The 19,064-nt window shown below is 51.5% G+C and carries 17 protein-coding genes; 13 read left to right on the top strand and 4 right to left on the bottom strand.

Annotated elements, in window-relative coordinates; translation table 11 throughout:
- The first annotated feature begins 24 nt into the window (after positions 1-24).
- The gene (gene hybG, locus SK32_RS16065) at positions 25-273 is read left to right on the top strand and encodes a hydrogenase maturation factor HybG (protein ID WP_048213216.1); all 249 of its coding nucleotides are present in this window, start codon (positions 25-27) and stop codon (positions 271-273) included.
- 95 nt (positions 274-368) lie between these two features.
- Here the strand turns inward: hybG and yghU are convergent, their stop codons facing one another.
- Positions 369-1,235, bottom strand: coding sequence for a glutathione-dependent disulfide-bond oxidoreductase (gene yghU / locus SK32_RS16060; RefSeq protein ID WP_048213215.1), 867 nt, complete (start codon positions 1,233-1,235; stop codon positions 369-371).
- 217 nt (positions 1,236-1,452) lie between these two features.
- Between yghU and SK32_RS16055 the strand changes: the two genes are divergently transcribed.
- From SK32_RS16055 to tssD, 8 genes are all read left to right on the top strand, one after another.
- Positions 1,453-3,741, top strand: a complete 2,289-nt coding sequence (locus SK32_RS16055; protein WP_048213214.1) for an FdhF/YdeP family oxidoreductase — start codon at positions 1,453-1,455, stop codon at positions 3,739-3,741.
- Between the two features lie 153 nt (positions 3,742-3,894).
- Positions 3,895-5,757 carry a bifunctional glutathionylspermidine amidase/synthase gene (gene gss, locus SK32_RS16050; protein WP_048213213.1) on the top strand — a complete coding sequence of 621 codons (1,863 nt, stop codon included), beginning with the start codon at positions 3,895-3,897 and terminating at the stop codon, positions 5,755-5,757.
- A 469-nt stretch (positions 5,758-6,226) separates the two neighbouring features.
- Complete coding sequence (tssB, locus tag SK32_RS16045) at positions 6,227-6,724, top strand: type VI secretion system contractile sheath small subunit (protein WP_048213212.1); 498 nt, start codon at positions 6,227-6,229, stop codon at positions 6,722-6,724.
- A gap of 65 nt (positions 6,725-6,789) precedes the next feature.
- Entirely contained in the window at positions 6,790-8,319 is a 1,530-nt protein-coding gene (gene tssC, locus SK32_RS16040; RefSeq protein WP_048213211.1) for a type VI secretion system contractile sheath large subunit, read from the top strand.
- Positions 8,320-8,342: 23 nt separating this feature from the next.
- Complete coding sequence (tssK, locus tag SK32_RS16035) at positions 8,343-9,680, top strand: type VI secretion system baseplate subunit TssK (RefSeq protein WP_048213210.1); 1,338 nt, start codon at positions 8,343-8,345, stop codon at positions 9,678-9,680.
- Positions 9,681-9,685: 5 nt separating this feature from the next.
- Positions 9,686-10,327 carry a type VI secretion system protein TssL, short form gene (tssL, locus tag SK32_RS16030; protein WP_048213209.1) on the top strand — a complete coding sequence of 214 codons (642 nt, stop codon included), beginning with the start codon at positions 9,686-9,688 and terminating at the stop codon, positions 10,325-10,327.
- Between the two features lie 3 nt (positions 10,328-10,330).
- Positions 10,331-11,995, top strand: coding sequence for an OmpA family protein (locus SK32_RS16025; protein WP_048213208.1), 1,665 nt, complete (start codon positions 10,331-10,333; stop codon positions 11,993-11,995).
- A gap of 16 nt (positions 11,996-12,011) precedes the next feature.
- The gene (tssD, locus tag SK32_RS16020; RefSeq protein WP_003024437.1) at positions 12,012-12,503 is read left to right on the top strand and encodes a type VI secretion system tube protein TssD; all 492 of its coding nucleotides are present in this window, start codon (positions 12,012-12,014) and stop codon (positions 12,501-12,503) included.
- Between the two features lie 88 nt (positions 12,504-12,591).
- Here tssD and SK32_RS25780 read toward each other — a convergent pair.
- Positions 12,592-13,805, bottom strand: a protein-coding gene (locus tag SK32_RS25780; protein ID WP_148735742.1) for an IS3 family transposase whose coding sequence is annotated in 2 segments (ribosomal slippage) — positions 12,592-13,511 and positions 13,511-13,805 — 1,215 coding nt in all. Because the reading frame shifts where the segments join, the coding sequence is not laid out codon by codon here.
- 72 nt (positions 13,806-13,877) lie between these two features.
- Between SK32_RS25780 and SK32_RS16005 the strand changes: the two genes are divergently transcribed.
- The gene (locus SK32_RS16005) at positions 13,878-15,116 is read left to right on the top strand and encodes an AAA family ATPase (protein ID WP_231591584.1); all 1,239 of its coding nucleotides are present in this window, start codon (positions 13,878-13,880) and stop codon (positions 15,114-15,116) included.
- Positions 15,117-15,407: 291 nt separating this feature from the next.
- Here SK32_RS16005 and SK32_RS26065 read toward each other — a convergent pair whose 3' ends face one another.
- Positions 15,408-15,638 (bottom strand): hypothetical protein, encoded by a 231-nt coding sequence (locus SK32_RS26065; protein WP_140168315.1) that lies wholly within the window; start codon positions 15,636-15,638, stop codon positions 15,408-15,410.
- 149 nt (positions 15,639-15,787) lie between these two features.
- On the opposite strand from SK32_RS26065, the gene SK32_RS16000 reads away from it, so the two are divergent.
- The 3 genes from SK32_RS16000 to SK32_RS15990 all read left to right on the top strand — a co-directional run bounded on the left by SK32_RS16000 (position 15,788) and on the right by SK32_RS15990 (position 18,275).
- Positions 15,788-16,249 (top strand): hypothetical protein, encoded by a 462-nt coding sequence (locus SK32_RS16000; RefSeq protein WP_048213207.1) that lies wholly within the window; start codon positions 15,788-15,790, stop codon positions 16,247-16,249.
- A complete protein-coding gene (locus SK32_RS15995) occupies positions 16,246-16,461 on the top strand; it encodes a helix-turn-helix domain-containing protein (RefSeq protein ID WP_048213206.1) in 216 nt (71 codons plus the stop codon). The genes SK32_RS16000 and SK32_RS15995 overlap by 4 nt, the downstream gene beginning before the upstream one ends.
- 932 nt (positions 16,462-17,393) lie before the next feature.
- Positions 17,394-18,275 carry an integrase domain-containing protein gene (locus tag SK32_RS15990; protein WP_048213205.1) on the top strand — a complete coding sequence of 294 codons (882 nt, stop codon included), beginning with the start codon at positions 17,394-17,396 and terminating at the stop codon, positions 18,273-18,275.
- A 222-nt stretch (positions 18,276-18,497) separates the two neighbouring features.
- Here the strand turns inward: SK32_RS15990 and SK32_RS15985 are convergent, their stop codons facing one another.
- Positions 18,498-19,055, bottom strand: a complete 558-nt coding sequence (locus SK32_RS15985; protein ID WP_048213204.1) for an AAA family ATPase — start codon at positions 19,053-19,055, stop codon at positions 18,498-18,500.
- Positions 19,056-19,064: the final 9 nt, after the last annotated feature.

Below are 19,064 nucleotides of genomic sequence, written 5' to 3'. Positions count from 1 at the left end.
GGTTGCTATGGGGCGGAGTCAGATATGTGTATTGGAGTCCCTGGTCAGGTTCTGGCCGTTGGTGAAGATATTCACCAGCTTGCGCAGGTTGAAGTGTGCGGCATCAAGCGTGATGTCAATATTGCCCTGATATGTGAAGGCGAGCCTGCCGAACTGGTCGGGCAATGGGTGCTGGTGCACGTAGGGTTCGCCATGAGCATCATTGATGAAGATGAAGCTAAATTCACATTGGATGCACTTCGCCGCATGGAGTATGACGTCACCAGCGCTTGATTTTATGCCGGATGGCGGCGCAAACGCCTTATCCGGCCTACGCCAGGGCGTCTTTGTAGGCCTGATAAGACGCCCCGGCGTCGCCATCAGGCATTTTAAGCCTGTCGCTTATCTTCAGTATTGGTATCGAAGTCGCTGGCGTCATGGCGTTCATGAAGCTGCTCGTTCAGCGGTCCGTTAGTGCGATTTACAATACGGCCCCGCTTTACTGCCGGACGTGCCGCAATCTCTTTTGCCCAGCGCTGCACGTGCTTGTAGCTTGCTGCATCAAGGAACTCTGCCGCGTCGTACACGTTACCCAGAACCACATTGCCAAACCATGGCCAGACCGCCATATCGGCAATGGTGTATTCATCTCCGGCGACAAACTGATGCTGTGCTAACTGTTTATCCAACACGTCGAGTAAGCGTTTGGCTTCCATGGTGAAGCGGTTGATCGCGTACTCAATCTTCACTGGCGCATAGTTGTAGAAGTGGCCAAAGCCACCGCCGAGGAATGGGGCTGCGCCTTGTAGCCAGAATAACCAGTTCAGCGTTTCGGTGCGTTTTGGTAAATCCTGCGGCAGAAAATAGCCATACTTTTCCGCCAGATAGAGCAGGATTGCGCCAGATTCGAATACGCGAACCGGTGGGTTTTGCGAGTGATCGCGTAGCGCCGGGATCTTCGAGTTCGGATTCACCTCCACAAAGCCGCTGGAAAACTGATCGCCATCGCCGATGCGGATGATCCAGGCATCGTATTCCGCGCCCTTCACGCCCTGCGCCAGCAGCTCCTCCAGCATAATTGTCACTTTCTGCCCGTTTGGCGTACCCAACGAATAGAGCTGCAGCGGATGCTTGCCAACTGGCAGCGTTTTCTCGTGTGTAGCGCCGGAAACAGGGCGATTGATATTGGCGAATGCGCCGCCGTTCGATTTTTCCCACGTCCAGACTTTCGCGGGCTGATAGGTATTGTCTGACATAGTGACCTGCCTTCTGAGTGGTTGTTTGATGCAGTGTAGCAGCCAGGTAGAACTCAATTTAACAGATTGGGACTTTATGCCGTTTTGTGCTGAAAGGGGAAGATAAATCTAACCCGTTCATTGTACCTGGCCCGTACTCCATGAAGAGGAAATCAATGTTGGACGGAAATTGCTACCGTATTCACCATCAAAAATTGGCGGTGAATAAGCAGTAATAATGAAAAAGGGTGTTCCAGGAGTAAGCGGTTATCAGGGCTCGGCGGGTGGGTGGGGCGCGGTAAAAGCCGTCACTGCTTCGTTGTTTTCGCAAAAGGCTGTCGCCCGCGACATTATCGCGATGTTTAAAATGAACCAGGTGAAAGGGTTCGACTGTCCGGGCTGTGCATGGCCGGACCCTGGCCATCGGGCACCGATGGAGCTGTGCGAAAATGGCGTTAAGGCGGTCTCCTGGGAGACAACCAGCAAGAAAGCGTCACCGGAATTTTTCAGCCGTCATCCGGTTTCTACGCTCTGGCACTACAGCGATTATGAACTGGAAAATATCGGTCGTTTGACGCATCCAATGAAATACGATGCAGCGTCCGATACCTGGCAGGCGGTGGATTGGGATATCGCCTTCCAGGAAATCGGCGAGCGTCTGCGCAGTTATGATTCAGCCCAGCAGGTTGAGTTTTACACTTCTGGCAGAACGTCAAATGAGGCGGCGTTCCTGTATCAGTTGTTTGCCCGCGAATATGGCAGCAGCAACTTCCCTGATTGCTCAAACATGTGCCACGGACCGACCAGCGCAGGGCTAACGCCGGCCATTGGCCTTGGAAAAGGAACCGTTGAACTCGATGATTTTGACCACTGCGATCTGGTGATTTGTATCGGGCATAACCCTGGCACTAACCATCCACGTATGCTCACCACGCTGCGCGATGTTGCCAGACGCGGGGCTAAGATTATCTCCATCAATCCGCTGACCGAAAGAGGGCTTGAGCGCTTTAGTTTTCCGCAAAGTCCGAAAGAGATGTTCACCGGCCAGGCGACGGCGCTGAGCCACGACTACTACCAGGTCAAAATGGGCGGTGACGCCTCGCTGCTTAAAGGCATCATGAAGGCGCTGATCGAAATGGATGAAGCGCGGATCTTACTGGATCAGCAGCCAACGCTCGATCATGCGTTTATCGATGAGCACACCGCCGGATATGCCGCGCTGTATGATGACTTACGCCAGCGTAGCTGGGCGGAGCTGGAACAGGACTCGGGACTGACGCGCAGTCAGATGGAAGATCTGGCGCACAGTTACAGTAAATCCCGCGCCACGATTGTTTGTTATGGTCTGGGCATCACCCAACATAAAAACGGCACTGAGAACGTCCAGCAACTGGTAAACCTGTTGCTGCTGAAAGGCAATATAGGTAAGCCTGGGGCGGGGATCTGCCCGTTGCGCGGTCATTCTAACGTGCAGGGTGACCGTTCGGTGGGGATCAACGAGGCAGCATCAGAAGATTTCCTGCAACGCCTTGAGACGTATTTTTCTATCCGTGTACCGCGCAAACATGGCCGCTCCAGCGTGGAAAGTATTCGCGCCATCGAGCGGGGCGATGCAAAAGCGCTCATCTGCATGGGCGGCAATCTGGCGGTGGCGATGCCACAGCCGCAGCGTACTTTTGCGGCGATGAAAAAGCTGGATCTGCAGGTTCACGTTGCGACCAAACTGAACAGATCGCACCTGCTGCTGGCAAAACATAACTACCTGCTCCCCGCGCTGGGCAGAACCGAGCGCGATCTGCAGGCGACGGGCATTCAGTCGGTGACCGTCGAAGATTCAATGTCGATGGTCCACGCGTCCTGCGGGGCACTGAAACCGGCCTCCCGCTGGCTAAAATCAGAGCCCGCGATTGTGGCGGGCATAGCACGCGCCACGCTGCCGCTTTCGCCGGTAAACTGGGAAGCGTTGACCGGGGACTACGCACTGATCCGTAACGCCATTGAAGCCGTGATCCCTGCGTTCCACGATTACAACGCCCGTATTGCCGAGCCGGGCGGGTTTCGTATGGATACCCCTGCATCGCGCCGTGAATGGCGAACGGTAAATGGCAAAGCCAACTTTATCGTCAGCCATCAGCGGGCGGTAGAGCGGGAAAATCAGCCTGCTGATGCGCTGGTTCTGGCGACGCTACGTAGCCACGATCAGTACAACACCACGATTTATGGTATGAACGATCGCTATCGCGGCATTACCGGTCGTCGGGATGTGGTGTTTTTAAGCGCCGAGGAAGCGGCGGCTCGCGGTCTGAGCCAGGGAGATGTGGTCAACGTTCAGGCGCTGGGTGACAACGGCCAGCCGTGCGCGGATCGCATCATGTACGGCTTAACGGTGGTGATTTACAACATGGCGGCGGGCTCAATTGGCGCGTATCTACCTGAAGCGAATGTCCTGCTCTCGTTGGACGCGGTGGACACACAAAGTTTGACTCCGGCGTATAAAAGCGTGCCGGTAATCCTTACCCAGGCATAGTTCCTGCTGTGAATTTTTCGCCTCTGAGCGCCAGTCGCTGCGTTGAGGTGTATGATGATGTCGACCTCTGTCCGGTTAGTGTCGCAGAGCAGGCAATCAGAGCGAAAAATTCACGCCAACCTGCTCAGGCTGTATTGTTTTGAGGTAAGGTGCATGAGCAAAGGAACGACCAGTCAGGATGCCCCATTCGGGACATTATTGGGCTACGCCCCAGGCGGCGTAGCAATCTACTCTTCAGATTACAGCTCCCTTGACCCACGGGACTACGACGATGATGCGGCATTTCGCAGCTATATCGACGACGAATACATGGGCCACAAATGGCAGTGCGTAGAGTTCGCACGCCGCTTTCTCTTCCTTAACTATGGTGTGGTCTTCACCGATGTAGGCATGGCCTGGGAGATCTTCTCCTTACGCTTCCTGCGTGAAGTGGTGAATGACAATATCCTGCCGTTACAGGCATTTCCCAATGGTTCACCCCGCGCACCGGTAGCAGGCGCGTTGCTTATCTGGCAAAAAGGCGGCGAATTTAAAGATACCGGCCATGTGGCGGTCGTTACCCAGTTGCTGGAAAACAAAATCCGTATTGCCGAACAGAACGTGCTTCATACGCCGCTGCCTCCCGGACAGCAGTGGACCCGCGAGCTGGAGATGGTGGTTGAAAACGGTTGCTACACCCTGCGGGATACCTTTGACGACACCACCATCCTTGGCTGGATGATCCAGACCGAGGATACCCGTTACAGCCTGCCGCAGCCGGAGATCGCTAATGACTCGCTGAAAATTGGCAGCGCGCGACTGGAAGATAACGGACAGTTCGACGGTAAATGGCTGGATGAGCAGGATCCGCTGCAAAAAGCCTACGTGCTGGCGAACGGTCACGTCATTAATCAGGATCCGCATCAGTACTTCATCATTACCGAAAGTGCCGAGCAGGAGCTGATCAAAGCCACCAACGAGTTACACCTGATGTACCTGCACGCGACCGACAAGGTGCTGAAAGACGACAACCTGCTGGCGCTGTTCGATATCCCGAAAATCCTCTGGCCGCGCCTGCGCCTTTCCTGGCAGCGTCGTCGGCATCATATGATTACGGGTCGTATGGATTTCTGTATGGATGAACGCGGACTGAAGGTGTATGAGTACAATGCCGATTCCGCCTCGTGCCATACCGAAGCTGGCTTGATTCTCGAAAGATGGGCCGAGCGAGGCTACACAGGGCAGGGACACAACCCGGCTGAAGGGTTGATCAACGAACTGGCGGGTGCCTGGAAGCACAGCCGCGCACGTCCGTTTGTCCACATCATGCAGGATAAGGATATCGAAGAAAACTACCACGCGCAGTTTATGCAGCAGGCGCTGCGTCAGGCCGGGTTTGACAGCAAAATTCTGCGTGGCCTTGATGAGCTACGTTGGGATGATGCTGGTCAACTGATTGACGGTGACGGTCGCCTGGTGAACTGCGTCTGGAAAACCTGGGCGTGGGAAACCGCGATTGAGCAGGTGCGAGAGGTCAGCGAAACGGAGTACGCAGCGGTGCCAATTCGTACCGGGCATACCAATCAGGAAGTGCGTTTAATCGACGTGTTGCTGCGCCCGGAAGTGCTGGTCTTCGAACCTCTGTGGACGGTGATCCCTGGCAACAAAGCGATTTTGCCGATCCTCTGGCAGCTTTTCCCGCACCACCGTTATCTGCTTGATACCGATTTCACTGTTAATGAAGAGCTGGCGCAAACCGGTTATGCGGTGAAACCTATTGCAGGACGTTGTGGCAGCAACATCGATCTGGTGAGTCATCAGGAAGAGCTGCTGGATAAAACCAGCGGTAAGTTTGCTGAGCAGAAGAACATTTATCAGCAGCTTTGGTGTCTGCCGAAGGTTGCCGGTAAATATATTCAGGTTTGTACGTTCACCGTAGGTGGTAACTACGGCGGGACCTGCCTGCGCGGTGATGAGTCGCTGGTGATTAAAAAAGAGAGTGATATCGAGCCGTTGATTGTGGTGCAGGAAGCGTAATCTTTCTGCGTGCTCAGGAATGAGGTGCGAAAAGCCGAAGTATATCTTCGGCTTTTTTTTATTTATAGTTTAATTGATTTCGATTATGTTTTAATAAATGATGTGGTCTATATATATAATTATAGATATTCCCCTTATTAATACTTGCATAATAAAAACACATTTATTCAGTGAATGTATTTAACATTATTTAATTCCTGTTGTTTGTATTAGATAAAGAGCTTCTTGATCTCTATTTTAAATAAATAATACTGATGTATTATTTGGTTGAACAGTGATATTGATCATGTTTTCTATTAGAGAATATATCGGATTACATCGCCACACTAATTATAATCATTAATTGTCATTAACAGTCATTGTTGACTGCCCACAGAAATGACGTTGTATGAAACTCGTTGAGCGATTGGAAAATGCTCCGTCAGGAAATGCAAAATATCGGCAGGAATCGCCGGTCTGAGAGGGATGTATGGGTGACAGTTTTCAGAATGAAGTGCCGACGGCACGCGTTAATATCAAGTTAGATTTACATACCGGAGGCGTTCAGAAAAAGGTTGAATTGCCGTTAAAACTTTTGACCGTGGGTGATTTCAGTAATGGTAGAGAACAACGACCTCTATCGGAACGCGAAAAGGTTGATATTAATAAGAATAATTTCAACGATGTGTTAGCTAAGTTCTCACCAGTCGTTAATCTGAGTGTTAAAAATACGTTAGCTGGTGATGGTAGAAAAGACGATATTAATCTTACCTTTAAAAATATCCACGATTTTGAACCCGAGCAGGTAGCCAGGAATATCCCACAATTACGCGTTCTGTTAGCTATGCGTAACTTACTTCGTGACCTGAAATCTAACTTACTCGATAACGCTGCTTTTCGTCGCGAGCTGGAAACCATCCTTAAGGATCCAGCCCTGAGTCAGGAACTGCGTGATGAACTGGCAACCATGATGCCAGAAGAGATTTAACGCTATACAGGGTTTCCTCCGCTTAATTGGCAGGAATAGTAAAGGATCATAAAAGGAATATGTTGATGTCTGTTCAGGAACATACCTCTTCAGTCGCGGCCACTACGACCAGTGAACGCAGCGTTTATCAATCCCTCTTTGACAAAATTAATCTTTCCCCGGTTTCGGCATTAAAAAATGTTGATGCGTGGCAGAGTGATGAAGCGCTTTCTGATGCCGCTCCGGCTGAACGCGTGACCGCCGCTATTCAGGTTCTGGTCTCATGTCTGGCGGATGCCGCACAGCCAGTAGAGCGCCTGGATAAAACGCTGCTTGATGAACAAATTGCTCGCCTTGATAAGCAGATTAGCGATCAGGTAAATGAAGTCATGCATCATGCTGAGTTTCAGAAGCAAGAATCGCTCTGGCGCGGTTTACATTCGATGATCACCGGCATCGATTTTCGTCGAAATATCCGGGTAGAAATGATGGATATCAGCAAGGATGCGTTACGTGATGATTTTGACGACGCGCCGGAACTTATCCAGAGCGGGTTATACCGCCATGTTTATATTGAAGAATATGATCAGCCAGGCGGCGAACCCATTGCGGCAATGATTTCAGCATACGAATTTGATAACAGCCCGCAGGATATTGCACTGCTGCGCAATATTTCTGGCGTCTCGGCAGCCTGTCATATGCCGTTTATTGGTGCCGTGGGGCCGAAATTCTTCCTGAAAGAAAATATGGAAGACGTCGCGGCCATAAAAGATATCAATGATTATTTCGAACGTGCTGAATACATCAAGTGGAAAGCATTTCGTGATAGCGATGATTCACGCTACATCGGGCTGACTATGCCGCGTGTGCTGGGTCGCCTGCCGTACGGCCCTGATACGGTGCCGGTACGCAGTTTTAACTATGTTGAAGAAGTTAAGGGGCCGGATCACGAAAAATATCTGTGGACCAGCGCCTCTTTCTCTTTCGCTGTCAACATGGTGAAAAGTTTTATCAAGAATGGCTGGTGCGTCCAGATCCGTGGGCCGCAGGCGGGCGGCGCAGTTAAAGATTTGCCTATCCATTTGTACGATCTGGGTACGGGTAATCAGGTGAAGATTCCATCTGAGGTGATGATTCCGGAAACCCGCGAGTTTGAATTCGCTAACCTCGGCTTTATTCCGCTTTCATATTATAAGAATCGTGATTACGCCTGCTTCTTCTCTGCTAACTCGGCTCAAAAACCTGCGCAGTTTGATACTCCGGAAGCGACGGCTAACAGCCGGATTAACTCACGTCTGCCGTATATCTTCCTGCTTTCTCGCATCGCTCACTACCTGAAAATCTTGCAGCGGGAAAATATTGGCACGACCAAAGATCGCCGTCTGCTTGAGCTTGAACTTAACAACTGGCTGCGCAGTCTGGTAACCGAAATGACCGATCCTGGCGACGACTTGCAGGCATCACACCCGCTGCGTGATGGGCGTGTCGTGGTGGAGGATATTGAGGATAACCCCGGTTTCTTCCGTGTACGCCTGTATGCCATTCCGCATTTCCAGGTTGAAGGTATGGACGTCAGTCTGTCGTTAGTTTCACAAATGCCGAAGTCGAAATCTTAACGACGCAGCGCACAGGAGGTGCGATGAAGATCTATCGTCCGTTATGGAGCGAGGGGGCCTTTCTGGCTCCCCAGCAGTTTCAGCAACAGACACGTTGGGATGCTTATGTCGCTGACGTTGTTGCTCACATGTCACTTTCATCACCGTGGGGCGTCATCAGTGCGGAGTTTGATGAAAGTGCGCTAACGGTTTCCCGTTTGAATCCCGTTAATCTGGTGGTGCGCTTTCCTGACGGTACGTTAGTGGATACAGGTATTTCAGATAACCTGCCTCCGGCGTGTGATTTATCGCATCTTACTGGTTACAGCAGCGTTGATATCGTGCTGGCGTTGCCGCTGCTTTCAGCTAATGGCGGCAATCTGTCATCAGGCAACGGCGTTAGCCGTCCGTGTCGCTGGCAGCAGGAATGGCTACCAGTGCAGGATCTCGCAGGCCAGGAACGGACTGATATGGCGGTACTGCGGCATGCTATTACCCTCCGGTATGCCCATGACGATAACAGCGCTTATCTGACCTGTCCGGTAGCTTGCCTTATTCGTAATGCTCAGGGGCAATGGGAGCTGGGACGCGATTTTTTACCACCCTCGCTTTCACTCTCAGCGAGCCCCTCATTAATCAATTCGCTCGGTGATTTAGTACACCGTATCCAGGCGCGTTGCCGTCGCCTGATGGCCTTGCGCCGTGAAAGTAACGAACGAATGGCGGATTTTGCGGTAGCAGACGTTTCATTGTTTTGGCTGCTGAATGCGCTTAATAGCTCGGAGCCTGTTCTGAAAGAAATGCTGCAAAATCCGGGCCGTCACCCCGAGCTTTTGTGGCGTGAGTTGGCGCGGTTAGCCGGCAGCCTGCTGACCTTTTCATTAGAAAATGATGTCAGCGTTGTACCTCCATACCAGCACGCAAATCCGCAGCAGGTATTCCCGCCACTGTTTGCACTGCTGGTGGAACTACTGGAAGCCAGCCTGCCATCTCGCGTTGTCGCGATTGAACTGACCCAGGAGCGACAGTTCTGGTATGGCGCTCTGTCGGATGCACGGCTGCGTGAAGGCGCTGATTTTTATCTTTCCGTTCGTTCGCCTCTTCCTGCGCATGTCCTCCTGACGCAGTTTCCACAGCTGTGTAAAGCAGGGAGTCGGGCTGATGTGTCAGATGTCGTCAATGTGGCACTCAGCGGCATTCCATTAAAACCGCTGACGCATGTACCCGCAGCCATCCCACTACGACTGGAAAATCAATATTTTGCTCTTGAGATTAATCATCCAACCGCCCAGTCCATGCTGGACGCCGGTAATTGCGCTTTCTATGTGCCGGGAACGTTGGGAGAGATTCAACTTGAGCTATTTGCAGTATTAAGGGATTGAAATAAATGAATAAGGATATTGATCAGGTGTTCTGGCCAACCTGGCTTGCTGTAAGCCAATTACGCGATGGGTCGGAAGTCGACGATGGGGCTGCTTTCTATCGCCGGGCCTGCCAATGGATTGATTCTGCACGTGAGGCCTTACGTGACATGGGATACAGCGAACACAGCGTTGAGCACATGCTCTATACGCAATGTGCATTACTGGATGAAAGCGTATTGAACCGCAACCGCCAGGATAGCGGTTATATCACCTGGCTTGCGACACCTTTACAGGCTCGCTATTTCAACACCACCAATGCCGGGGAAGAACTTTGGGAGCGCATCCGTACCGTACTGCGCGAGCCCGTTCCTGATACCGCCGTATTAACCTGCTTTTATCGCGCAATCACGCTCGGTTTTGTTGGGCGTTATCGTGAGCAAGGAGACGAGCGTCGTGAAGATGTTCTTGAAGCGCTGACGACTCAGGCAATGCCTTTTAAGTTAAAGCACGATGCGCCAGTCATCATGCGGGCTTCCGGATTCTCTGGCGGTAAGCGCCGCTGGTGGCTGGCATGGCTTGTCGGCGCACTGGCGTTGGGTGCTTTATGGCTCACATTTTCTCATGTCTTACAAGGGCAGATTGCTCAGCTTATCGGGCAGGGTTAAGACATGGCTCAGTTGCGAGGGATCGTGAACTATGTACTGGCGACCGTGCTGGCTTTATTGCTGGGCTGGGGATTCAGTCCGTTAAGTATGGGTGTTCGCAGTGGTCTTACCGTCTTTATTTTACTGTTTTCCATTCCTGGAATCGTTTATGGCTGGCGTCAATATGGTCGGTTGACGTCTGCTCATTCTGCTCATGACGTTCCGCTCCCTCCAGAGAGTTTCAGTGGACCTGTTGTGCTGGTATGTGGCGATACTGCTCCCTTGTTTGCCGGACGTGGCGATTCCTGCGAGAGTTCACAGGGCTGGTATTTATCTGTTCAATCCCCAGAGCATTACAGTGCTCTGGTTCGTCAGATAGCTGTGCAGCGTCCGGGGCTTCTTATGCGCGTTTCCGTGATGCTGGCATTGATCCCGGAACGGCATAATGATGAAGACGCGCTTAAGCACATGCTGCTCAGTTGGCGGCGGGTGGTGACCCAGAGTCGGCGTTGGTTATCAGGTATACCGCCGTTTTGGCTGTGTTGTTGGCTGAATTCTCCTCAGTGCAATGAGACTGTGCGTTGGTTTATTCGCACCCCTCAGGATACTGAAGTGCAGTCGGCTACAGGATTAGATGATTTTGTTCCTTTCTCATCGCAAGAGCACTCGGCTCGCCATTCTCATCTTACACATGCAGTGTGGTTAGATACTTTACTGGGTTGGCTGAAGAAGGTACAAGGCGACGCCGAGGGCCATGCTCCGCCACTTTTCTCTGCTTTACGGGTTGTGTGTTTCACCTCATTAGCGGCCTGTGAAAATAACCTGTGGCAGCGGCATATCACCGATCAAACAACGATTTCTCCTGCGGCTTCTGCAGCGTCCGAACTGCTGCCTTTTCCTGATTTAGCATTGCCTTTTTTATCCCGCCGCCGGGCGCTGACAGCATTTCAACGAACTGTGGGTATAAGTGGTCTGCTATGCGGCATTTTTGTTGGACTGGCGATGGCATGCAGCTTTATCAATAACCAGCATCTCATCAGGATCACAAACGATCATCTGACACTATACCGCCATCTTAGCGGCAATCCTGTCGAGCCAAAGATTCAGGCTCAGGATCAACTTCGTCGGGATGCGCAGCGGCTTGATCGCTGGTATCAGCGCGGCGAACCCCTTTCTCTTTCAATGGGATTGTACCAGGGGATGAGATTGATCCCACCTTTGCAGGCCGCAATCAGCGACTGGTTGCCACCTGAAAAACCAAAAGCGACCTCCCCGCAAACCGTGCGTCTTGACAGCATGTCGCTGTTTGATTCGGGCAAATGGGCGCTAAAAGCGGGTTCAACAAGAGTGCTCATTCGAGCTTTGGTCAATATCAAAGCCAGGCCCGGTTGGCTGATAGTCATCGCCGGGCATACCGATGATGTGGGTGACGATAAATCTAATCAGCAGCTCTCTCTCAAACGTGCGGAATCTGTTCGCGACTGGATGCGTGATACCGGTGACGTCGCAGAGAGTTGCTTTGCCGTTCAGGGTTACGGTGAATCACATCCCTACAAAACCAACGATACGCTGGAGGGTCGGGCTGCCAACCGCCGTGTAGAGATCAGTCTGGTTCCGCAGGTTGATGCCTGTCGGGTGCCGGGCATGAGGGAACCGTCACCGCAAGATGGTGACGCATTAGCGAAGTAAAAATGGAGAAAGAGTTATGGCAATTCCAGTCTACCTTTGGCTGAAAGATGACGGCGGTGCGGATATTAAAGGCTCTGTTGACGTGAAAGACCGTGTGGGCAGTATCGAAGTAGTGGCTCAGGAACATAACCTGTACATCCCTACCGATAACAACACCGGTAAATTGACCGGGACGCGCATCCATACCCCATTCCTTTTCACTAAGGAAATCGATGCCTCCAGCCCGTATCTGTACAAGGCTGTAACGACCGGTCAGACCCTGCGCCAGGCAGAGTTCAAATGGTATCGCATTAATGATGCGGGTCAGGAAGTGGAATACTTCAACACCACTCTGCACAACGTGAAGGTGGTGAAAGTAAATCCTGTGATGTACGACATCAAGGATCCGGCTAAAGAGAAGCACAACCACCTGGAACAGATAGAACTGCGCTACGAGAAGATCGTCTGGACGTATAAGGATGGCAACATTATCCATTCTGACGCCTGGAACGAGCGTACCACCGCGTAATGCACTAACGGATGAGGATTTCCTCATCCGTTTTTTTATGCCCTCTGCTGAGCGTCCGGAGTGGGGGTTAAGCAGAGAGTTGTAGTGGTCAAGTAATACTGGCCACAGTTTTACAGTAAAAATGGTATCTGTTCTCAGACTCTTCCGGCGTCAGTCCACCGTTATAATGGTGAGGTCTGACGCTGTTGTAGTAGTTCAGTATGTAATCATTAATTTGCTGCCGGGCCTCGTCCTTGCCTGCATAACCATGTGCTGGCACCCATTCTGTTTTCAGACTGCGGAAGAAGCGTTCCATTGGACTGTTATCCCAGCAGTTTCCCCGTCGACTGACGCTTTGTTTTATTCTGTAACGCCAGAGAAGTTGCTGATATTTCAGACCTGTATATTGGCTTCCCTGGTCGCTATGGAACATGACATCACGCGGTTGACCACGCGTTTCATAGGCCATCCGCAGGGCACTGCTTATCAGTGCGGTATCGGCATGTACTGACAGACTCCAGCCGACAACCCTGCGGGCAAAAAGATCCATGACGACCGCCAGATAGCACCAGCGATTTCCTGCCCAGAGATACGTAATGTCTCCGCACCACACCCGGTCTGGTTCGGGCACAGCGAACTGACGCTCGAGCAGATTCGGCAGGCAGGTATGCTCCTGACGGGCATTTTTGTACTGATGTTTTCCGGGCTGATAACTGCTCAGGTTCAGATATTTCATCAGACGTCCGGCACGGTAACGGCTCATCGCGACGCCGTTTTGGGTCAGCATGTCAGCCAGAGTGCGTGCCCCCGCAGAGCCCCGACTCTGGTTCCACGCCCGACGTATTTCGCTGCACAACCTGACGTGTACCGGATTAACCATATCGCGTCGTTTTCGCCAGTACCGGTAACTGCTGCGGTGTATTTCCAGCGCGGAGCACAGGCTGACAACCGTGTGGCTGTCACTCAGTCTGGCAACTATCGTGAACCGTTCAGCGAGTCGGACATCAAGAGCGCAGTAGCCTTTTTTAATATCGTATTTTGTTCCTCCAGACGGCGAACCTGCTTTTCCAGCTCGCGGATACGTTGCTGGTCTGGAGTAATGGGCGTGGCAGTGGGCGTAATCCCCTGGCGCTCTCGTCTGAGCTGGCGTACCCAGGACTCAAGCGTGGTAGAACCAACATTCATTGCTTCACTGGCTTGTCGATATGAGTAGCCTTTATCAACAATCAGCTGTGCACATTCCAGCCTGAACTCAGGGGTGAAAGTACGTTTAGTTTTCTTGTTCATTAAGTCACCTGTTTTATGTTGTGGTGAGAATATCACCTTTAATCAGGTGGCCAAATTTACTGTGCCACTACACCGTTAGTTGATCAGGAACATCCTGTTTATCTCTGTTTGCTTGAACTGGATCAGGCCTATCAAAGAAATAAATTGCATATCGATGAGAAATTAACATCACCCTCTGCGTCTATTGCTGTTGAGGATCTTTCTGCTCTGGCTGGCAATGTCTCTGTGCAGATCGCCAGTATTAATAAGGTGATAAGCGAACATAATCGAAAGGCTGAAAATTATCAGACTGAACGGGTAAGACTGAAACAGAGGTTACTCGGTCATATCCGAAAGCTGGCTGCCGATACGATAATTAACCATGATGAACAACTAGCAGAACTTGCTGAAAAATTAGCAAAATTAATGGTATCTCGGGATGAAATTACGGCCCAGCTTGATACGCTGAACGCAATCATTCGAGATAAATCCAGCCTGATTATCAATACGCAGGAAACGATTGAACATATTAATCACAGTTTGGATAGCCTTGGGATCACTGGATTCCGCATTGCTCCCTATGACGATCGGGATGATTATCGTCTGGTGAGAGAAGGTGAGAACAGCGATACGCCTGTTTTTGGTAGTTTGAGTGAAGGTGAAAAAACGCTGATTGCTTTTCTCTATTTTCTGGAGACTTGCACAGGAAGGAAAAGTCGTGATGACAATGACCAACGAAAACGTTTAATTGTCATTGATGACCCTATATCCAGCCTGTCGCAAAATTATGTTTTTGAAATAGCATCGTTAATCCAGCATCAGATTATACGTGCCAGAATTGCTGAGAAAGTGATTATTCTGACGCACAGCCTGTTTTTCTTTCAGGAGTTACTGCTTTCTGCTGAACGAAAGAAAAGGGCTGCGGGTTCTTGCCCACCAGAATGGACGCTTTATCGGGTATCCAAATCCTTACATAGTTCTGCTTCCCTTGTTTCCGAAAAAGAATTACTGAACGACTATCAGGCACTATGGTATGTCTTACGCCATGCCCAAAAAGATGACATTGCCAGTGTGGTGATCCCAAATACGATGCGGCAAATACTTGAGTACTACTTTGGTTTTTCGGGGAAAAGTGAAACGCTTCACCGGGCGCTTGAAACACTGGCTAGCGGACCTGAGGGGGAACCTGGTTTCCGTATATTTGCTCGTTATCTGAATCGACATTCTCACCAGGATGCCCGCAATATCTCTCTTCATGAGGGGGCTTCGGTTGAACGCTATCTTGCCTGGTTTAAGAAAGTCTTTGAGGCTGCGAAAGATGAAGAACATTACACATTAATGATGGAAAAAACGACGCAGGCAGCCTGATTACAAAAGAGGAGGACCATCACCCCGGGATTACCGTTAACTGTTCGGCAAAGAGCGCATGTGCTGACACACGTGCTCCCAGCGACCAAAACGGAAACGCAGATACTGGTGAACCAGCACAGTTTTCTGTTTCATACCGGGCTCCTTTCTTTCGACACCGACTGGCTGTCGGCGAGCCTCGTACACCTCGTACTCGCGTGACTATCGTGTAGAAGCTAAGGATCCCGGGGGATGGCTTCCGCTATCGTAGGCGATTTTTCTTGATGATTCAATCTTTGCTTTAGATAACAATTAATTGAGATGGTCGTATTTTTGTGTTGAGGTGAATTCAGTCACTGTTTTGCTGCTGGCATTATTGATCAGATAGGTGTAATGGGGCCCCCCGAAAATTCCTTGTCTGACAAAACTAAACGCGGTATCTTTTACCCGCACCTGCAAAATCAGGTGCCGGGATTGACCTCCTGAAATACCACATACTGGCGACACATGACGCGCCTGCGTCTTTTTTTGTGTTGCGCGCACGGCTATACCTCAATGGTGGGCTGGGCGAGGGCACCGTAAGGTGCGCCGGTATCCAGTATGGCCGGTAAGGTCAACCTCGTTCAGTCCACCACCCGTGAGATTGACCTCTCCGGTGGTGGTATTAAAACCACATACTGGAGGCTGCCACTATGGCTACGATCCCCACTCAAACACACCCGTTACTTGCTGTTCCCTTCAATGCCGCCACGGACTTCACCGTCCTTGCCAGCCACTGCGAAAACTTCGCTGAAACCCTGATTGAAAGTAAAGATATCGCGTTAAAAATGGCGCTCTGCGGCAGACTTAACACCGCTTTGGCACTGCTCCAGCCCACGCTGTTAGAACCTGTCCCGCCCCATCTTGTTGAAAGCCTGACCGTTGATACCCTCCCCGCAAACGCCCCTCAGTTTGGGCCGGAATGTACCGAACTTTGCAACTACTGCCTTGCCCTGACGCAGACGCTGGCGGGGCAGGGATTTTCCTCGGAAACGGAGAAATTCCTTAGCTGGCTGCTGTATGACCTGATCAATTACTTTGCGGCAGAAATGAAAGCCCCGCGTTGGCTGCGTACACCTGACGGCGTAAAGTTTATTGACGGGGTGGCGGCATGATGCAAACGGACTGGCATTCTGCCGACATCATCGCGGCGCTGAAAAAGCGCGGAACATCGCTGTCCGCCGTTTCCCGCAACTCAGGGCTGGCATCCTCCACGCTGGCAAATGCGCTAATAAGGCACTGGCCCAAAGGCGAAAGATTGATTGCTGAAGCGCTGGGCGTTGCGCCAGAGCAAATATGGCCTTCCCGCTATCTCAGATCGCGTTAAAACAGACTCTCCCGATCTTCTGTCAGCTCTGCTGGCTGAAGATCGGGAGAAGGCAAGCGAAGCGCGGCAGACTGCCATTCACAGAATGACGAAAAAATCCACAAACAACTCAATTTCCAGAAAAAAGATTTCCCCTTTTCATCCTCATAAACCGGGTGTAATCTTCCTCCTGCAATATGCTGTCGTCGACAGCTCCCTTTGCTTCACAACCTGAAAGAAGCACCTGTTATCAGGACGGTTGATCCCTTTACCGGTGCAGACCTCTGCAAACACCGGGTCGCAGAACATCGCGGCAGAGGCCCGAAGTTATACACGCTACATACTTTTACTGCGCCAGTTCATCGGCTACCATTCCACCCAACCGGAAATCACCCGATTTCACGGTTCACTTACACCTGCTGAGTTTCAGCGCCTTTTACCTGCACCAGTCCACTGGTCGATGCTTCACCGCGCCGGAAACTTTCCGGTAAATCCTGCACCTGCTGCTACATCAGCGCCTTTTGCGTTACGGGCTGCGGGCTGCATTGCCGCAAGGCTTTGCTGCCGCGTGACCGTAAACCTGCACCAGAATTGGTTCTTTCAGAGCACGACACCTGACCGGGCGTCACTTGAGTCCCGTATTACGGGCGCAAGTGACGCCGCACCACCACGCCGACGCAAGCCACGAAAAATCTGGCCTGCGCCCTAATCCCCCGCACTGACACGCCGTTTTCAGGCCCCTGTCGGTTCAGAAAAGGAGAAAAAGATCGATACCGAGGGGGCATGATGCCCCGGAGAATTTCCTGCTACGGCAGGCAGCCTGTACCGCGTACAGTCTGAAACTCCCTACACCTCAACAACCTGCCACCCCGGCGTGAAGGTATCGTTCTGGCGCAGCCATAAAGCATACGCCGGGGCCAGATTGTGCTTTTTCACAGCGGCAAGGGGTAACTATGGGCAAATTAGGCAATGAAATGAAAGGGCTGGCGAAAAAAGCGGGCGGCAGTTTTAAAACGGTGGATGGTCGTATTCATATTGTGCAGCGGTTCAGCCGCCATTTACGTGAGCTGAATATCCAGATCCAGCGGGTGGCGCAGATCAGGGTTCGCCATATTGAATGCTATATTCAGGCGCGACTGGCGCAGGGGATCGCGCAGCGAACGCTGCAAAATGAAATGGCTTCGCTGCGAAAAGTGCTGCAACAGGCCGGACGCAGACAGATTGTGGAGCATTCGCGACTGACCAATAAAGCATTAGGGCTGGCTGGCGCATCCCGCAACGGCACTAACCGGGCCATCACGCCGGAGTATTACCGGCAGGTGCTGGATACTGCCCGCGCGAAAGACGCCGGACTGGCGGCAACGCTGGAACTGGCAAGGCTGATGGGCCTGCGCTCGCAGGAAGCGGTGCAGTGCTGCCAGTCGTTGAAAGCGTGGAAAAAGGCGCTGGAGCGCGGCGAAACCCGGCTGACGGTGGTGTTCGGCACTAAAGGCCATCGCCCGCGTGGAACCGTTATTCAGGATGCTGGCGCAATGAAAAAAGCGCTGGATAACGCCCTGGCTGTTGCAGAAGAACGTAACGGCAGGCTGATCGACCAGTCCAACCTCCAGAAAGCCATGAACTACTGGCGGGGGGAGCTTGCCGAAGCCGGACTGACGGGGATGTATACCCCGCACTCGCTGCGTTATGCGTGGACTCAGGATGCCATTCGCCATCATCTGGCGCAGGGATTCAGCGAAAAAGAAGCGCTGGCGCTGACGGCGATGGATTTGGGCCACGGCGACGGGCGCGGGCGTTATGTGGCGCAGGTTTACGGGCGGCGGGATGAGGAGTAATTTCCTGTTCTGGTGCAATCATGAAAAGCAAAAGGCTGAAGGGTAAAGGAATATTAAGGGTAACAGCGCCAGACCGGAAAAGGCCAAAGGGCCTAAAGGGCCGGAACTGGCGCAGTTCGACATTTAACTGGGGGGATCTGGCGCAGCGAAATGGATTTTGATACTGGTGCAAATTAAAAGCAGAACCACAGCAACTTTTAAAAACCTGCAAAATATGTTGGTTCAGTTTTTTCCCTTATTGGCTATATTAGAAATGACAAACTCAGCCCGTTTCTCCACTGAGGCACGAGGTAATTCAAGTAGCTGGTAACCGTATTTTTGATAAGTGGTCACCATTGCGAGATATGTCAGTTCGGCCTCCTCAATCGACTGTTTTCGCTCCGCATCCTGTGTGTAAATTTCTGGCCATGGCGGCGCAATAAACACTTGTTTACTGTAACGAAATGTCTGAATGGCCTTATCTAAATGGGCTGGTACAGGTAAATGGCATAAGTTGAGATAGCCTGCAATATCAGGAATTCCTCGATCAAAAAAGCAGATCTCATTGCACCCTTCAACGGCATGCCATGAACGCATTTCCCAACATAGCATCCATTCTGCAAAAGCCATTCTGTCGCTCCATGGAAGCGCATTTCCATTGATGGAAACCTGAGTCTGAATAACGCCTCTGCCAGCTTCAGGCAAGCACGTATAACCTTTAGTAATCAAAGCGTCAATGAGTGTGCTTTTACCGGAACCTGGCCCGCCGGTAATAACAATACGCTGCTGGAGGTTTGACATAAAATTCTC

Origin of the sequence: Citrobacter sp. MGH100 (assembly GCF_001034465.1) — a bacterium.
Taxonomy (GTDB): Bacteria; Pseudomonadota; Gammaproteobacteria; order Enterobacterales; family Enterobacteriaceae; genus Citrobacter; species Citrobacter youngae.
The sequence above is the reverse complement of the archived record's forward strand: the minus strand, read 5'-3'. Positions and strand labels throughout refer to the sequence as shown.